Source organism: Zoogloea oleivorans (assembly GCF_008107625.1).
In the GTDB taxonomy this organism is placed as follows: Bacteria; Pseudomonadota; Gammaproteobacteria; order Burkholderiales; family Rhodocyclaceae; genus Zoogloea; species Zoogloea oleivorans.
The window spans coordinates 57,091-72,605 of sequence record NZ_SDKK01000019.1; the positions used below are offsets into that span (position 1 = coordinate 57,091).

Annotated in this window: 15 protein-coding genes and 1 riboswitch; of the genes, 3 read left to right on the forward strand and 12 right to left on the reverse strand. The window is 62.4% G+C overall.

Annotated features, from left to right (window positions below):
* Window positions 1–12: 12 nt before the first annotated feature.
* The 9 genes from rimP to ETQ85_RS18665 all read right to left on the reverse strand — a co-directional run bounded on the left by rimP (window position 13) and on the right by ETQ85_RS18665 (window position 7,598).
* Entirely contained in the window at window positions 13–441 is a 429-nt protein-coding gene (rimP, locus tag ETQ85_RS18625) for a ribosome maturation factor RimP (RefSeq protein ID WP_148580584.1), read from the reverse strand.
* A 159-nt stretch (window positions 442–600) separates the two neighbouring features.
* Window positions 601–1,857, reverse strand: coding sequence for a 23S rRNA pseudouridine(2605) synthase RluB (rluB, locus tag ETQ85_RS18630; RefSeq protein WP_148580585.1), 1,257 nt, complete (start codon window positions 1,855–1,857; stop codon window positions 601–603).
* A complete protein-coding gene (gene scpB / locus ETQ85_RS18635) occupies window positions 1,820–2,392 on the reverse strand; it encodes an SMC-Scp complex subunit ScpB (protein ID WP_148580586.1) in 573 nt (190 codons plus the stop codon). The genes rluB and scpB overlap by 38 nt, the downstream gene beginning before the upstream one ends.
* On the reverse strand, window positions 2,373–3,203 hold the full coding sequence (locus tag ETQ85_RS18640) for a segregation and condensation protein A (protein WP_246128812.1): 831 nt from the start codon (window positions 3,201–3,203) through the stop codon (window positions 2,373–2,375). Before ETQ85_RS18640 ends, scpB begins: the two co-directional genes overlap by 20 nt.
* 78 nt (window positions 3,204–3,281) lie before the next feature.
* On the reverse strand, window positions 3,282–4,484 hold the full coding sequence (locus ETQ85_RS18645) for a tryptophan--tRNA ligase (RefSeq protein WP_148580587.1): 1,203 nt from the start codon (window positions 4,482–4,484) through the stop codon (window positions 3,282–3,284).
* 6 nt (window positions 4,485–4,490) lie between these two features.
* Window positions 4,491–5,150, reverse strand: coding sequence for a site-2 protease family protein (locus ETQ85_RS18650; RefSeq protein ID WP_148580588.1), 660 nt, complete (start codon window positions 5,148–5,150; stop codon window positions 4,491–4,493).
* 89 nt (window positions 5,151–5,239) lie between these two features.
* Complete coding sequence (locus tag ETQ85_RS18655) at window positions 5,240–5,863, reverse strand: L-threonylcarbamoyladenylate synthase (protein ID WP_148580589.1); 624 nt, start codon at window positions 5,861–5,863, stop codon at window positions 5,240–5,242.
* A gap of 23 nt (window positions 5,864–5,886) precedes the next feature.
* Window positions 5,887–6,726 (reverse strand): 3',5'-nucleoside bisphosphate phosphatase, encoded by an 840-nt coding sequence (locus ETQ85_RS18660; protein ID WP_148580590.1) that lies wholly within the window; start codon window positions 6,724–6,726, stop codon window positions 5,887–5,889.
* The gene (locus ETQ85_RS18665; RefSeq protein WP_148580591.1) at window positions 6,723–7,598 is read right to left on the reverse strand and encodes an alpha/beta fold hydrolase; all 876 of its coding nucleotides are present in this window, start codon (window positions 7,596–7,598) and stop codon (window positions 6,723–6,725) included. Before ETQ85_RS18665 ends, ETQ85_RS18660 begins: the two co-directional genes overlap by 4 nt.
* A 53-nt stretch (window positions 7,599–7,651) precedes the next feature.
* Window positions 7,652–7,744, forward strand: a riboswitch (glycine riboswitch).
* A 185-nt stretch (window positions 7,745–7,929) separates the two neighbouring features.
* Between ETQ85_RS18665 and gcvT the strand changes: the two genes are divergently transcribed.
* The 3 genes from gcvT to gcvP all read left to right on the forward strand — a co-directional run bounded on the left by gcvT (window position 7,930) and on the right by gcvP (window position 12,408).
* The gene (gcvT, locus tag ETQ85_RS18670) at window positions 7,930–9,012 is read left to right on the forward strand and encodes a glycine cleavage system aminomethyltransferase GcvT (protein ID WP_148580592.1); all 1,083 of its coding nucleotides are present in this window, start codon (window positions 7,930–7,932) and stop codon (window positions 9,010–9,012) included.
* Window positions 9,013–9,060: 48 nt separating this feature from the next.
* Window positions 9,061–9,438 (forward strand): glycine cleavage system protein GcvH, encoded by a 378-nt coding sequence (gene gcvH, locus ETQ85_RS18675; RefSeq protein ID WP_148580593.1) that lies wholly within the window; start codon window positions 9,061–9,063, stop codon window positions 9,436–9,438.
* A gap of 75 nt (window positions 9,439–9,513) precedes the next feature.
* A complete protein-coding gene (gcvP, locus tag ETQ85_RS18680; RefSeq protein WP_148580594.1) occupies window positions 9,514–12,408 on the forward strand; it encodes an aminomethyl-transferring glycine dehydrogenase in 2,895 nt (964 codons plus the stop codon).
* A 79-nt stretch (window positions 12,409–12,487) separates the two neighbouring features.
* Here the strand turns inward: gcvP and ETQ85_RS18685 are convergent, their stop codons facing one another.
* The 3 genes from ETQ85_RS18685 to ETQ85_RS18695 are packed head-to-tail and all read right to left on the reverse strand — an operon-like array spanning window position 12,488 to window position 15,485.
* Window positions 12,488–13,270, reverse strand: a complete 783-nt coding sequence (locus ETQ85_RS18685) for a S1 family peptidase (protein WP_342781964.1) — start codon at window positions 13,268–13,270, stop codon at window positions 12,488–12,490.
* Between the two features lie 5 nt (window positions 13,271–13,275).
* Window positions 13,276–14,193, reverse strand: a complete 918-nt coding sequence (locus tag ETQ85_RS18690) for a transglycosylase SLT domain-containing protein (protein ID WP_187394767.1) — start codon at window positions 14,191–14,193, stop codon at window positions 13,276–13,278.
* Between the two features lie 11 nt (window positions 14,194–14,204).
* Window positions 14,205–15,485, reverse strand: coding sequence for a nucleotide sugar dehydrogenase (locus ETQ85_RS18695; protein ID WP_148580595.1), 1,281 nt, complete (start codon window positions 15,483–15,485; stop codon window positions 14,205–14,207).
* Between the last annotated feature and the right edge of the window lie 30 nt (window positions 15,486–15,515).

Below are 15,515 nucleotides of genomic sequence, written 5' to 3' on the forward strand. Positions count from 1 at the left end.
CCTCCAAATCCCTTAAAACCTGGGAACCAGGCGGGCCTTCTCTATTTCTTCAAACGGGATCTCCATCGATCCCTTTTCCGTCTCCAGGGTGACCACGTTGTCCTTAAGACCTTGCAGCACCCCGGCAAAATTGCGTTGATTGGCGATTGGCATGCGAATGCGGACCTGTACTTCCTGCCCAGCGAAGCGCTCGAAATCGGCGGGCTTCCTGAGCGGACGGTCCAATCCGGGAGACGACACCTCAAGGCGGTCGTAATCCACGTTTTCGACTTCGAAGATTCGGGTCAACTGATTGCTCACCGTGGCACAATCGTCCACGGTGATGCCGTTCGGCGAATCAATGAACACCCGCATGAGACGGCCACGGGGCGAGGTCTCGAAGTCGACCAGTTCGTAGCCGAGGCCTTCTGCGGTCTGCTCGATTAGTTTCAGCAACTCCATTTCCTAGCCCACAAATGAAAAATGGGCGAAACGCCCATCCCTGTTAAATTTGACCGGATGTCGGCTCTTTTTCGAGCCGGTCGGTCCTTTCGAACCGATAAAACACGCTGAGTATAGCAGCCCGCCGAGGCGGGCGCAATTTCGCCCTTCGTTCCGACCCTAGAATGCCTGCGAGCGACGGGGCGGACGTGCCGGGCGCTTGATCTTGCCGGTGAGATTATCCGGCTTCGGAAGCCCTGCCAGTGCGCACACATCCTCCACAGCCATATCTTCCCACATGCCACGCTTCAGGCGCGGCGGCAGCACCACCGGACCATAACGGACACGCATCAGACGGCTGACGGTCAGGCCGAGCGCTTCGAACATGCGCCGCACTTCCCGGTTGCGCCCTTCCGAAAGGGTGACGTGATACCAGTGATTGGAGCCTTCGCCACCCCGGTCCTGCAGGGTGTTGAACTTGGCCAGGCCATCCTCCAGTTCGATACCCTGGAGCAAGGCATTCTTCTGGGCTTCATCCAGCTCGCCGAGAATCCGCACCGCATACTCGCGATCCAGCTCGTAACGCGGATGCATGAGCTTGTTGGCCAGATCACCGTCGTTCACAAAAAGGAGCAGTCCGGACGTATTGAAGTCCAGTCGGCCGACAGCAATCCAGCGCCCCTTGCGCAGCACCGGCAAACGGTTGAAAACCGTCGGACGTCCTTCCGGATCATCCCGCGACACGATCTCGCCATCCGGCTTGTGGTAGATCAGCACCCTCGGAATACGCGGCGCAAAACGAATCGGCATCAGTTTGCCGTTGATTCGCACACGATCGCCCGGACCAACTTTCTGCCCGACATCCGCCGGCTCGCCATTGACGGAAATCCGACCGGCGACGATCCACTCTTCGATTTCCCGACGGGAACCGACACCAGCGGCAGCCAGCACCTTGTGCAGACGCTGGGGCTCGGTGTAGGCAGGCTCCTGGAACTTGCCCTGCCGACGCTCGCCATCAGCCGCCGGCAGCAGTTCAGTGCTGGCCAGCGGGTACGGAGAGTCCGGCTTTGCAAAACCGCCGGGCGCAGCCGGACGCTTGCCCCGCCAGTTGCCCCGACCACCGCCCAGGTCACTCAGACCAATGGCCGACGCATTACTCTTGGGCTGACGATTGCCATCCGTGTCGCGCTCAGGACGCCCCTGGGCACGATTGCCTTCGCCATCAGGCCTGCCGCGACCACGGCGTCCATCCTGCGGTCCACCTTGCGGAGCCGCCGAACGAGGACCCTCGCCTTCTGGCCGGCCACGTCCACGACGCCCGCCCTGCGGGCCGGCCTGGGGACCACTTTGTGAGGCTGCCGAGCGGGGGCCATCGCCCCCGGGCTTGCCGGTCTTCGGTCTAAACGGCCGGTTCTTCGGTTTTTGGGAGGTCGACAAGATCCATGATCCTTTCGATTTCAGTCAACGGAGGCAACTCGGTCAGACTACGCAGACCAAGGTCCTCCAGGAATTTTCGGGTCGTGGCATACAAACCGGGCCGCCCGGGAGTATCCCGATAGCCCACCACGTCCACCCACCCCCTCGATTCGAGGGTTTTCAGTACATTTGTTGAAACCACCACCCCGCGGATATCCTCGATGTCACCCCGAGTCACGGGCTGACGGTAGGCGATGATCGCCAGGGTTTCGAGGACCGCCCGGGAATACTTCGGCGGTCTTTCCTGCTTGAGCCGATCCAGATAGACCTGATATTCGAGACGAGTCTGAAAACGCCAGCCACCCGCCGTCTGCACCAGTTCAACCCCCTTGCCCTGCCAGTCTTCGGCCAGATCCACGAGTAGCCGGCGCACCAGATCACTTCCCGGATCTTCATCAAAAAGGCGACGCAGATCACTGACCGGCACTGGCGACGAGCCCGCCAGCAGGGCTGTTTCCAGCACCCGCTTGATCTGCTCAATCGTTTCCGGCTGCACCGTCGGCCCGCTTTACGTAAATCGGCGCAAAGGCCTCGTTCTGGGTAATGATCACCAGGCGCTCCTTCACCAGTTCCAGGGTTGCGAGAAAACTCACTACCAGACTCGCCACCCCCAACGCCGGATCAAACAGGGATTCAAATACTACAAAAGCATCACCCCGCAACTTGCGGAGGATCAAGGTCATGTGCTCACGCACGGAAAGCTCTTCACGCTGGATCGTGTGATGCTGCTTGAGACGACTTTGCCGGGCGATTTTCATCCAGGCCAGCTGCAGATCGTGGAGACTGACTTCGGGCAGGCGCTCGACCACCTTCTCGGCCACAAACACGCCAACCCACTCAAAGTCACGCTCCACGCGGGGCAAGGCATCGAGCCGGGCCGCCGCCAGTTTGGTTTGCTCATATTCAAGCAGGCGCCGCACCAGCTCAGCACGGGGATCCAGTTCCTCTGCCTCTTCGGGCCTCGACGGCCGTGGCAGAAGCATCCGCGACTTGATCTCCAGCAACGTGGCTGCCATCAACAGATAGTCGGCCGCCAGCGCCAGGTTGTGATGCCGCATCGCTTCAACGTACTCAAGATACTGGGCCGTCAGCGGCACCATGGGAATATCGAGAACGTTGATATTGGCCTTGCGAATCAGGTACAGCAGCAGATCGAGCGGCCCCTCGAAAGCATCCAGAATCACTTCCAGCGCATCGGGCGGGATGTAGAGATCCTTCGGCAGATCGAAGATTGGCTGGCCATACATCCGGCCGATGACACCATTCGGCACATCAACCAGCGGAGCAAGATCGAGGGGAGCGGTCACGCGCCCCGTCCTTCATTGCAGGTTAACACGTGAAAACGGCACATCCAAGGCAAAAATCCACGTGGCGACAAGAAGGCATCAGCTGTAGCTCAGCCCCATGGCATCGCGCACCTCGCGCATGGTCTCCTGGGCCAGCTTGCGCGCCTTGTCGCAGCCGTCAGCGACGATACTGCGCACCAGGGACGGATCGTCGAGATAAGGCTGGGCGCGCTCACGCATGCCTTCCTGCTCCTTAAGCACCGCATCGACGACCGGCTGCTTGCACTCAAGACAGCCAATACCGGCGCTCTTGCAGCCTTGGGTAACCCATTCACGCGTGCTGTTGTCAGAGTAGATCAAGTGGAACTGCCACACCGGACACTTTTCCGGGTCACCCGGATCTGTGCGCCGCGCCCGCGCCGGATCGGTCTGCATGGTACGGATCTTCTTGGTCAGCGAGTCAGCTTCCTCACGCAGGAAGATCGTGTTGCCGTAGGACTTGGACATCTTCTGGCCGTCAAGGCCGGGCATGCGGGATGCTTCGGTCAGCAAAGCACCGGGCTCGACCAGAATCATCTTGCCACTGCCCTCCAGATAGCCATACAGACGCTCGCGATCCCCCAGGGACAGGCTCTGGGCCTCTTCGAGCAGGGCCTTGCCGAGAGCCAGGCCCTCTTCGTCACCGTTCTGCTGGAAGCGGGTGCGGAACTCCTCGTACAGGCGGGCACGCTTGGAGCCAAGTTTCTTGACCGCTTCCTTCGCCTTTTCCTCGAAGCCCGGCTCACGACCGTACATATGATTGAAGCGGCGGGCCAGCTCCCGGGTGAATTCCACGTGGGGCAGCTGGTCTTCGCCCACCGGCACCTTGTCGGCGCGGTAGATCAGGATGTCGGCACTCATCAGCAGCGGGTAGCCGAGAAAGCCGTAAGTGGTGAGATCCTTGTGGGTCAGCTTTTCCTGCTGGTCCTTGTAGGTGGGCACCCGCTCCAGCCAGCCCTGAGGCGTCATCATCGACATGAGCAGATGCAGTTCGGCATGCTCGGGCACCCGGGACTGAATGAAAATCGTCGCCTGAGACGGGTCCACACCGGCCGCCAGCCAGTCAACGATCATTTCCCACACGCTCGACTCGATCCCCTTGGGATTGTCGTAGTCGGTCGTCAGCGCATGCCAGTCGGCGGCAAAGAACAAGCAGGGGTACTCGGACTGCAGCTTGACCCAGTTTTTCAGGACGCCGTGGTAGTGGCCGAGGTGGAGTCGCCCGGTAGGGCGCATGCCGGAAAGGACGCGTTCAGCGAACATGGGATTTCAAAGTCCAAAAACGATTGCAAGAGCAAAACGGAAAAAAGCCACCAGCGGCCCAAGAATGTTGCCAAGGATACCGGTGAACAGCAAAAGCAGCAGAATCGGAAACCCGTAGGGCTCGATTTGCGCAAACTTGTAGGCAGGGCCAGGGGGCAACAGGCTTACGGCAATACGCCCACCATCGAGAGGCGGCAAGGGCACCAGGTTCAGAAAAAGCAGCACCGCGTTGATCTGAATGCCCGCATCCGCCATTTTGGCCATCGGCAGGGCGTACATGCCGTCAGGCGACAGAACAGCCAGCTTGAACAACAGCGCCCACCCAACGGCCATAACCAGATTGGCGAACGGTCCAGCAGCAGCAACCCACAACATGTCAGCCTTGGGGCGGCGCAAGCGGCCAAAATTGACCGGCACCGGCTTGGCCCAGCCGAAGAGCATCGGTGGCGCGCCCGCCAGGCTGCTCATGGCGACGATCAGACCCGGCACGACAATCGTGCCCATCGGGTCGATGTGGCGCAGGGGATTCAGGCTGATCCGCCCTGCCCGCTCGGCGGTGGCATCGCCAAAGTGGCGCGCGGCATAGCCGTGGGCAGCCTCGTGGAGCGTGATGGCAAACAGCACCGGCAGCGCCCAGATGGTCAGCGTGGAAATAAGTTCTTGCATGGGCAATGGTCCGTGCGGGGCCGCGATTCTAACAGACCGCCGGGTTATCCCCCGCCGGTCTGCCGCCGCCGGACGCAATCGGCGTCAAATCAGAGCCCAAAGGGCGTCAGACTGCCGCGTCCCTCGCGCACCAGCACCGGAGTGCCGCTGGTCAGATCGATAACGGTTGTCGCCTCGCCACGACAGGGCCCGGCTTCGATAACCAGATCGACCTCTTTTTCCAGGCGATCACGGATTTCTTCCGGATCGGTCAGCGGGAATTCTTCATCCGGCAACAGCAGTGTCGAGCTGAGGAGCGGCTCACCCAGCTCGGCAAGCAACGCTGAAACCACGGGATGATCGGGAATCCGCAGACCGATGGTCTTGCGCTTGGGATGCATCAGGCGACGTGGAAGCTCCTTGGTGCCTTCAAGGATGAAGGTATAGGGGCCCGGCGTGGTAGCTTTGAGCAGCCGGTACTGGCTGTTGTCCACCTTGGCGAAGTTGGCAATGTCGGAAAGATCGCGACACAGCAGGGTGAAATGATGCCGGTCGTCCACATCGCGAATGCGCCGGATGCGGGTCAGCAGGGCGGTATCCCCGGTGTGACCGCCCAAGGCGTAAGCCGAATCGGTGGGAAAGGCGACCAGCCCCCCGTCACGCATGATCTGCGCGGCCTGCTTGATAAGCCGGGGCTGGGGTTGGTCGGGATGCAGGGAAAAAAACTGAGCCATGATTCAAAGTAAAACCAAAAGACTCACGTCAGGCGGGTCCACACCGGCGTGAGATCGGGAGGAAGCGGAGAGGCGCGCCCAAGATCAATGGGGCTGTCTTCCGGACCATGAAAATCGGAGGCCCGGGACGCCATCAGGCCGAACTTTCGCGCCAGTCGCGCAAAGGCCAGCAACTGACCGCCATCATGGGCACCGCAGGAAACCTCGACGGCATCGCCGCCCAGATCGCGAAACTTTTCGAGGAGGAGATCCATCTCGGCGTGACTGAGCCGATAGCGCCCCGGATGGGCAATCACCGCCAGCCCGCCAGCCCCCTTGATCCAGCCGACCGCATCTTCCAGCGTCGCCCACACATGCTCCACGTAACCAGGCTTGCCGCGGGCCAGGTAATGCAGAAAGACGTCGTGAACATTTCTGGAAGCGCCGATCTCGACCAGATAGCGGGCGAAATGGGCACGACTCACCAGGGCCGGGTTGCCGGCATAACTGAGAGCACCTTCAAGCGCGCCGTGAATGCCGATCCGCTCGAGTTCGGCGGCAATGCGCACCGCCCGCCCGTCCCGGCCACTGCGCACTTTGCCAAGACCTTCGATCAGCGCCTCATTGGTAGGGTCGATACCGAGGCCGACGATATGCAGCGTCTGGTCCAGCCAGGAAACCGAGACCTCGACACCGGGCACGAAACGCAGGCCCAGCTCCGCCGCCGTAGCGGCCGCCTCGGGCAGGCCGAGAAGTTCATCGTGATCAGTCAGGGCCAGCAGATCCACGCCGTTGGCGTGGGCGCGGCGCACCACCTCGGCAGGCGGCAAGGTGCCGTCCGAAGCAGTGGAATGACAGTGCAGGTCTGCATTGAGGGCGTTCATGATTCCTTGGGCAACAAGAAAGTCTCGATGATCCGGGCAACCTCCCCCGGCTGGTCGTGATGCAGGTTATGTCCACTATTGGACACCTGAACTTCACGAAAGTCCCGAAAGCATGCCCGAGCCTGCTCGTGGGCCTCGTCCGTCACGCCAAGTCGGCGGCGCAAGTCAGGCTCGGCGGGCTCGATCCACAGGGTCGGTGCGATGACCCGCCGCCAACTGGCCATCGCCTCGGCACGCCGGTACAGCATGGGACTGACCCGTCGATGGGACGGATCGCCTGCCAGGCGGATGCCACCCTGACCATCCGGCTCGCCCAGATGCCCGGCAAGGAAGGCCGCTTTCTCCTCCGTCAGGCGAGGATTGTCCGCGCGGAGACGGGCAGCCAGCGCCAGCCGGTCCGGATAGCCACGAAAACGCACCCCCGACTCCAGCTCGTTCAACCATTTCTCAAAGCGCTCCGGCGACTGCTGCGGATCGCTTTCGGCCAACCCGAAAGCGTCGAGCGCGATCAGACGGGCCACCCGGGCGGGACGCACGCCCGCGTAATGACAAGCCACATTGCCCCCCATGCTGTGTCCGATCAGGCTTACCTGACCATCCGGCACGAGGGCACGCAAAATGGCATCCAGGTCGGCAAAGTAATCGGGAAACCAGTAGGAATCACCATGCCATTCCGTCAACCCGAAACCCCGCCAGTCAGGTGCGATCACATGCCAGTCGGCTTTCAGCTCATCAACGATGAACTGAAAGGAGGCGGACACATCCATCCAGCCGTGGAGCAAAAAAATCTTGGGCGCGCCCTCCACCCCCCATTCCCGGAGGTGATAGCGCAGCCCGCGAACATCGAGAAAACGGCTTCGGGACGGAGTCATCTGCACAATTGTAACAGACCCTTGCCCCGCCCCGCCCCGGATGGTAAGGTGCGCGCCGTCGTGTGGGAGAGAGTTCGCACTGCATTGTGCGAGCCGCCGAAGGCGCAACCCCCGGAACCGCTCAGGCAAAAGGACCGCCGACGAATCAAGAATCTGGAGAGTGATGCCGCCCGCCCATTGTGCGTGGCCGCATCCACCGAAGGGGCACGCAGACGGTCGAAGTTACCGCTGCAATCTCTCAGGTACAAAGGACAGATGGGGCCAAGGCGATTTCACGTCGCCTTGGCCCCATTGCCTTTCTACACTGAACGATTGCCTGCCGGAGAGCCTCATGCCCCAACAAACACCCCTTCACGCCACCCACGTCGCCGCAGGCGCCCGCATGGTCGACTTTGCCGGCTGGGACATGCCCGTCAATTACGGCTCCCAGATCGAGGAACATCACGCCGTACGTCGCGACGCCGGCATGTTCGATGTCTCCCACATGCTCGCGCTGGACCTCGAAGGAGCTGATGCCAGGGCCTTCCTGCGCGGCCTCATCGCCAACGACGTGGCCAAGCTGGTCGAGCCGGGCAAGGCCCTGTACAGCTGCATGCTCACCCCGCAGGGCGGCGTCATCGACGACCTGATCGTCTACTTCCTGTCCGACACCCGCTACCGCATCGTCGTCAACGCCGGCACCGCCGACAAGGACGTGGCGTGGATCCAGGAACAAATGCGCGCCACGGGCACCCAGGCCAATCTGGCGGTCCGTCGCGACCTGGCCATGATCGCCATCCAGGGCCCCAACGCCCAGGCCAAGACCTGGGCCGCGATCCCTGGCTCCGAAGCCGCCTCCGCCGCCCTCAAGCCTTTCCAGGCGACCCTCTTCGGCGATTACTTCATCGCCCGCACCGGCTACACCGGTGAAGACGGCTTCGAGCTGACCCTGCCGGTCGGCCAGGCCGCTGCCACCTGGGCCGCCCTGGCCGCTGCCGGCGTTGCCCCCTGCGGCCTCGGCGCCCGCGACACCCTGCGTCTTGAAGCCGGCATGGCCCTCTACGGCAACGACATGGACGAAAGTGTCTCCCCGCTCGACGCCGGTCTGGCCTGGACGGTGGACTTCAAGGACGAAAGCCGCGACTTTATCGGCAAGGCGACGCTGCAGGCCCAGGGTGCCCACCAGCAAACCCTCGGCCTCATTCTGGAAGACAAAGGCGTGCTGCGCTCCCACCAGAAAGTGTTCACCGCCAAGGGCGAAGGTGAAACCACCAGCGGCACCTTCTCGCCGACCCTCGAAAAATCCATCGCACTGGCCCGCCTGCCCCTCGGCGTGGCACCCGGCGATGCGGTTGAAGTAGACATTCGCGGCAAGCGCCTCAAGGCACGCGTCGTGAAAGCACCGTTCGTACGCAAGGGCCAGGCCCTGATCTGACAAGCAGAAATCCACCAATCCCATCGACTTGAACAAGGACAGCAAACCATGACGACCCCCACCGATCTGCGCTACACCGCCTCCCACGAATGGGTCCGCACCGAAGCTGACGGCACCCTCACCATCGGCGTTACCGATCACGCCCAGGAAGCCCTTGGCGACGTGGTCTTCCTCGAACTGCCCGAAGCCGGCCGTGTCGTGACCGCCGGGGAATCCATCGCGGTGATCGAATCGGTCAAGGCGGCCTCCGACATCTACGCCCCGGTGGCCGGCGAAATCATCGCCGCCAACCAGGAAGCCGTTGATGCCCCGGAATCCGTGAATGCCGATGCCTACGCCGCCTGGCTGTTCAAGATCAAGCCCGCCAACGCCGCCGCCGTGGACGCCCTCCTCGACGCCGCCGGCTACGAAGCCGCCATCGGTTAAGTCCTGGCTCGCGGGTGCGCCCGGCCGGTGCACCCCACCCCCTGCTGTTGCCGTAAATCCAAATCGAGTACCCCCATGTCGAAGACCCTTCTCTCCGCCCCGCTCGCCACGCTCGAACAGGGCGACGACTTCATCCGCCGTCACCTCGGCCCCTGTGCTAACGAGTTGCCGGCGATGCTTGCCGCCATCGGCGTCGATTCCCTCGATACCCTGATCGACCAGACCGTGCCCGCCGGCATTCGCCTGCCCGCGCCGCTGGCCCTCGGCGAGCCGGTTCCCGAACACATGGCACTGGCGAACCTGAAGGCCATCGCCGGCAAGAACGTGCTGAAGAAGTCCCTCATCGGCATGGGCTACTACGACACCATCACGCCCAAGGTCATCCTGCGCAACGTGATGGAGAACCCCGGCTGGTACACCGCCTACACGCCCTACCAGGCCGAGATCGCCCAGGGCCGTCTGGAAGCGCTGCTGAATTTCCAGCAGATGGTCATCGACCTCACCGGGCTCGAGCTTGCCAACGCCTCGCTGCTCGACGAAGCCACCGCCGCTGCCGAAGCCATGGCCATGGCGCGCCGGATCTCCAAGGTCAAGAGCCAGGCCTTCTTTGTCGATGAAGCGACCTTCCCGCAAACCCTCGACGTGGTGCGCACCCGCGCCGACTATTTCGGCTTCGAGCTGATCGTCGGTCCGGCCGCCGAGGCCGCCAGCCATGAAGTCTTCGGCGCCCTGCTGCAATACCCCAACGAACGCGGCGAGGTCACCGACATTTCCGGCGTCATTGCCGGCCTCAAAACCAAGGCTGCGGTCGTCGCCGTGGCTTCAGACCTGATGGCCCTGGTGCTGCTCAAGTCACCGGGCGAACTGGGTGCCGATATCGTCCTTGGCTCGGCCCAGCGCTTTGGCGTGCCCCTCGGCTTCGGTGGCCCCCACGCCGCCTTCTTCGCCACCCGCGAAGCCCATGTGCGCTCCATGCCCGGCCGCATCATCGGCGTCTCGAAGGATTCCCGCGGCAAGACCGCCCTGCGCATGAGCCTGCAGACCCGCGAGCAGCACATCCGCCGCGAGAAGGCCAACTCCAACATCTGTACCTCGCAGGTGCTGCTGGCCAACATGGCCGGCATGTACGCCGTCTATCACGGCCCGGAAGGCCTGCGCACCATCGCTGCGCGCATCCACCGCCTGGCCGCCATGCTGGCCGAAGGCCTGCAACAGGCCAGCTTTGCGCTGACCTCCAACACCTTCTTCGACACCCTGCAGGTCGCCACCGGCAGCAAGACCGCCGCCATCTACACCGCCGCCCAGGCCGCTGGCTACAACCTGCGTCACGTTGATGGCAAAGCGCTCGGCATTTCCCTCGACGAGAAAACCACCCAGGCCGACATCGCCGCCCTGCTCCAGGCCTTTGGCGCCACGGCCGACGTCGCTGCGCTCGACACCACCGTCGCGGCCCGCGGCGGCAACCTGCCGGAAACCCTGCTGCGCGGCGATGCGATCCTGTCGCACCCGGTGTTCAACACCCACCACACCGAGCACGAGATGCTGCGCTACCTCAAGCGCCTGCAGAACCGCGATCTGGCGCTGGATCATTCGATGATCTCGCTGGGCTCGTGCACCATGAAGCTCAACGCCACCAGCGAGATGATCCCGGTCACCTGGCCCGAGTTTGCCGACATCCACCCCTTCGCTCCGGCTGACCAGACCACCGGCTACCTGGAAATGATCGATGGCCTGGCCGCACAACTGCGCGCCATCACCGGCTTCGACGCCATCTGCATGCAGCCCAACTCGGGAGCCCAGGGTGAATACGCCGGCCTCGTCACCATCCGCCGCTATCACACCTCCCGCGGCGACCACCACCGCACAATCTGCTTGATTCCCAAGTCGGCCCACGGCACCAACCCCGCCACCGCCCAGATGTGCGGCATGGACGTGGTGGTGGTCAACTGTGACGACAGCGGCAACGTGGACCTGGCTGACCTGAAGGCCAAGGCTGAACAGCACGCCGACAAACTGGCCGCGCTGATGATCACCTACCCGTCCACCCACGGCGTGTTCGAGGAAGCCATCCGCGAGATCTGCGCCACTGTGCATCAATATGGCGGCCAGGTTTACATGGACGGCGCCAACATGAACGCCCAGGTCGGCCTCACCTCCCCGGCCACCATTGGTGCCGACGTGAGCCACATGAACCTGCACAAGACCTTCTGCATTCCCCACGGCGGTGGCGGACCGGGCATGGGCCCGATCGGCCTGAAAGCACACCTGGCACCGTTCATGGCCGACCACGTGGTTGCCGCCACCGGCAGCGAAGATCGTCCGAATGCCGGTCAGGGCGCCGTATCCGCCGCCCAGTTCGGCTCCGCCAGCATTCTGCCGATATCGTGGATGTACATCACCATGATGGGCGCCCGCGGCCTGAAGAACGCCACCGAAGTGGCCATCCTCAACGCCAACTACGTGGCTGGCCAGTTGAGCACCCACTACCCGGTGCTGTACACCGGCAGCCAGGGCCGCGTCGCCCACGAATGCATCCTCGACATCCGTCCAATCAAGGCGGCCACCGGCATCAGCGAAGTGGACATCGCCAAGCGCCTGATGGACTACGGCTTCCACGCACCCACCATGTCCTTCCCGGTGGCCGGCACCATCATGGTCGAGCCGACCGAATCCGAGGACAAGGGTGAACTGGACCGCTTCATCGCTGCCATGATCAGCATCCGCCACGAGATCCAGGCCATCGAGGACGGCCGCATCCCCGCCGACAACAATCCGCTGAAGAACGCCCCGCACACCCAGGCAGACTTCATCGGCGACTGGGATCGCCCCTACACCCGTAGCGAAGCCGTATTCCCGCTGTCGTGGGTAGCTGACAACAAGTTCTGGCCGACCGTAAACCGTATCGACGACGTGTACGGCGACCGCAACCTGTTCTGCTCCTGCGTGCCGATGGACGAACTGGCCAACTAACTGAGCCAGTTGAAAGTGAAAGCCCCGGACAAGCACAAGCTTTCCGGGGCTTTTTACATCCAGCGCAACAGCCGTCGGATCAGGGCTTCAGCATCGCCTTGATGAAGGACGCGGGAATCGCATACGAAATCCCGGATGGTGTCGTCACGGCACTCTCTTTCGCGCCCTTGACGAAGACCATGTTGATGATGCCGATCACCTCTCCGGTGTCGGGATTGAAAAGCGGGCTTCCGCTGTTTCCCGGATAGCACACCGCATCCAGCTGAAAAACCGAATAACCTCCCGACGACAACCGGCGAACAGCCTGGGCGTCGAGCTGCCGTGCCGAAGGCAGGGGCTGTCCGATCGGCGTGACAGCCGACACAATGCCCCGGTGTGTCACCGGCACGATTCCGATAGTGGCCCCGAGCGGAAAGCCGGTCAGTGCAATCGCCTGCCCGTCCCGCACCCCGTCGGAGTCACCGAGGCGCACAGCCGGCAGCGGCGGACCCTCGAAACGCAGTATCGACACGTCGTGCTCACGATCGACAGCCTCCTTGACCACCGGGCGAACCATGACCCGCCCGGAACCCGGCATGGCGATGACCAGACGCTCCTTGCCATCGGCACTGTCCAGAATGGCACCTTCCACATGCGCATTGGTCGCTACCTGATTGCCACTGCCAACGACAAAACCCGTTCCAAGAAAACGGAACTGGGGATTCCGCGTTGGCTCGAAGCTCCCCACGGCGACAACCGATTTCTTTATCTCGACCACCGTCGCAGGCAAATCGGCCCTGGCTGGCGCAATGAAGCAGGCCAGCAGCGCGGCCACGCTTCCCGCCAGCACGGCACGGCGCGACAACCACGCCGGCATCGACACATTGTTCAACGGCTCACCGCCTTGAAGGTTTGCAGGAACGGAGAAGCACTCACGACGTGGGCGTCAAAGGGATGTTCGGTACGGGGGAAAAATGCCAGGATACGCTTCACGTAATTCTGGGTTTCCTTGTAGGGAGGCACGCCGCGATAACGATCTACCGCCCCTTCCCCTGCGTTGTAGCCGGCAACCGCCAGCGCCACATTGCCCTGATAATAGGCCAGCAGCCAGCGCAGGTAGGCAAGTCCGCCCTTGATGTTCTGCACCGGATCGAAACTGTCCTTCACGTTGAAGCGACTGGCGGTCTCGGGAATGAGCTGCATGACGCCCATGGCATTCTTCGGGGAAGTCGCCGTGGCATCGAAATTGGATTCGGTCGTGGCAATGGCCAGTGCCAGTCGCGGCTCAATGGAAAAGCGCGGGGCCAGCGTGGTGATCAGTTCGACCATGCGCTTTTTGTGGTCAGGCAGGGACGCCAGGTATTTTTGCGTATCCCAGGTGTCACGGGCGGCAAAACTGCGCTCTACCGCGCGCGCCTTGAGACATTCAGGGACACTGCCGGAGTAGTCACCGACGAGACGACGCGCCTTGGCGGCCTCTGCATGGCCACTGAAAACCGCCATGTCAAACAGCGTGGCGGCGTAAGCATCATCCCGTGCCACACCGCGACCATTCGCGTACATCCAGCCAAGGCTGTACATGGCCTCGCTGCTTCCGAGGCGAACCGCATCGCAATACAGCTCGGCGGCCCGCTCGGGATCGCGGGGAACGCCCTCCCCATGCTCGTAGGCCAGAGCCTGCGCGACAAGGACGGACGCATCCACGAGTTCCTGCGGATTGGCACACGCGACGCGCGCATTGCCTGCCAGGCATGCGCCCAGCAGCAACACGGAAAATATCTTTCGCAGACGCGTCACGCGCTTCATCCCATCGCCGCTCAGAGACGCCAAACGGTAGCGCCGGCAGCCTCAAGCTCGGCCGGATCGTAAAAACTCTTCACGTCGGCAAACACGCCCTTCGGCTGGAGCTTTTCGGCCAGTTGGGAGACACCCATCTCGGCGTATTCCTTGTGCGCCACGGCAGCCACGATGGCGGCAGCGCGCGGCAGCTTGTCCCACGGAGTCAGGCTGACGCCGTACTCGTGTTCGGCTTCACCGGACTCGGCTACCGGATCGTGCACATGCACGGTACAGCCAAAGCTCTGCAGTTCGTGGATCACGTCGATGACCTTGCTGTTGCGCAGGTCGGGGCAGTTTTCCTTGAAGGTCAGGCCGAGAACGATGACATCGGCGCCCTTGATGTTGTGGCCGGACTGGATCATCTGCTTGACGGTCTGCTCGGCGATGTACTTGCCCATGCTGTCGTTGATGCGACGGCCGGCCAGGATGACCTGCGGGTGGTAGCCCAGCATGTCGGCCTTGTGAGTCAGGTAGTAGGGATCGACACCGATGCAGTGACCACCAACCAGACCCGGACGGAAGGGCAGGAAGTTCCACTTGGTACCGGCCGCCTTCAGCACTTCGATGGTGTCGATGCCGATCTTGTGGAAGATCACCGAGAGTTCGTTCATCAGGGCGATGTTGAGGTCGCGCTGGGTATTCTCGATGACCTTGGCAGCTTCGGCGACCTTGATCGAGCTGGCCGGGTAAACACCGGCAACGATCACTTCACCGTAGACTTCGGCCACCTTTTTGAGGGTTTCCGGGGTATCGCCGGAAACAACCTTCATGATCTTGGTGACGGTGCGTTCCTTGTCGCCCGGGTTGATCCGCTCGGGGGAATAGCCGACGTTGAAGTCTTCCTTCCACTTGAGGCCGGAGAACTTCTCGAGGATGGGGATGCACACCTCTTCGGTAGCGCCCGGATACACGGTGGATTCATACACCACGATGGCGCCGCGCTTGAGGTGCTTGCCGACGCTCTCGGAAGACTTGATCAGCGGGGTGAAATCGGGCTGGTGCGCTTCGTCGACCGGGGTCGGCACGGCAACGATGATGAAGTCGGCTTCACCGATGATCTTCGGATCGGTGCTGCAGGTGAGGTGCACGGCTGCCTTCAGGTCTTCCGTGCTCACCTCACCGGTGGGATCCACGTGGCGGCCATAGGCAGCAACCTTGTCTGCATGGAGATCAAAACCGACCGTCTTCATCTTCTTACCGAATTCAACGGCGAGGGGCAGGCCTACATAGCCGAGGCCGATAACTGCGATGGTGCTCATAAGATCGTTCCTGATTGAAATTAATTTTGC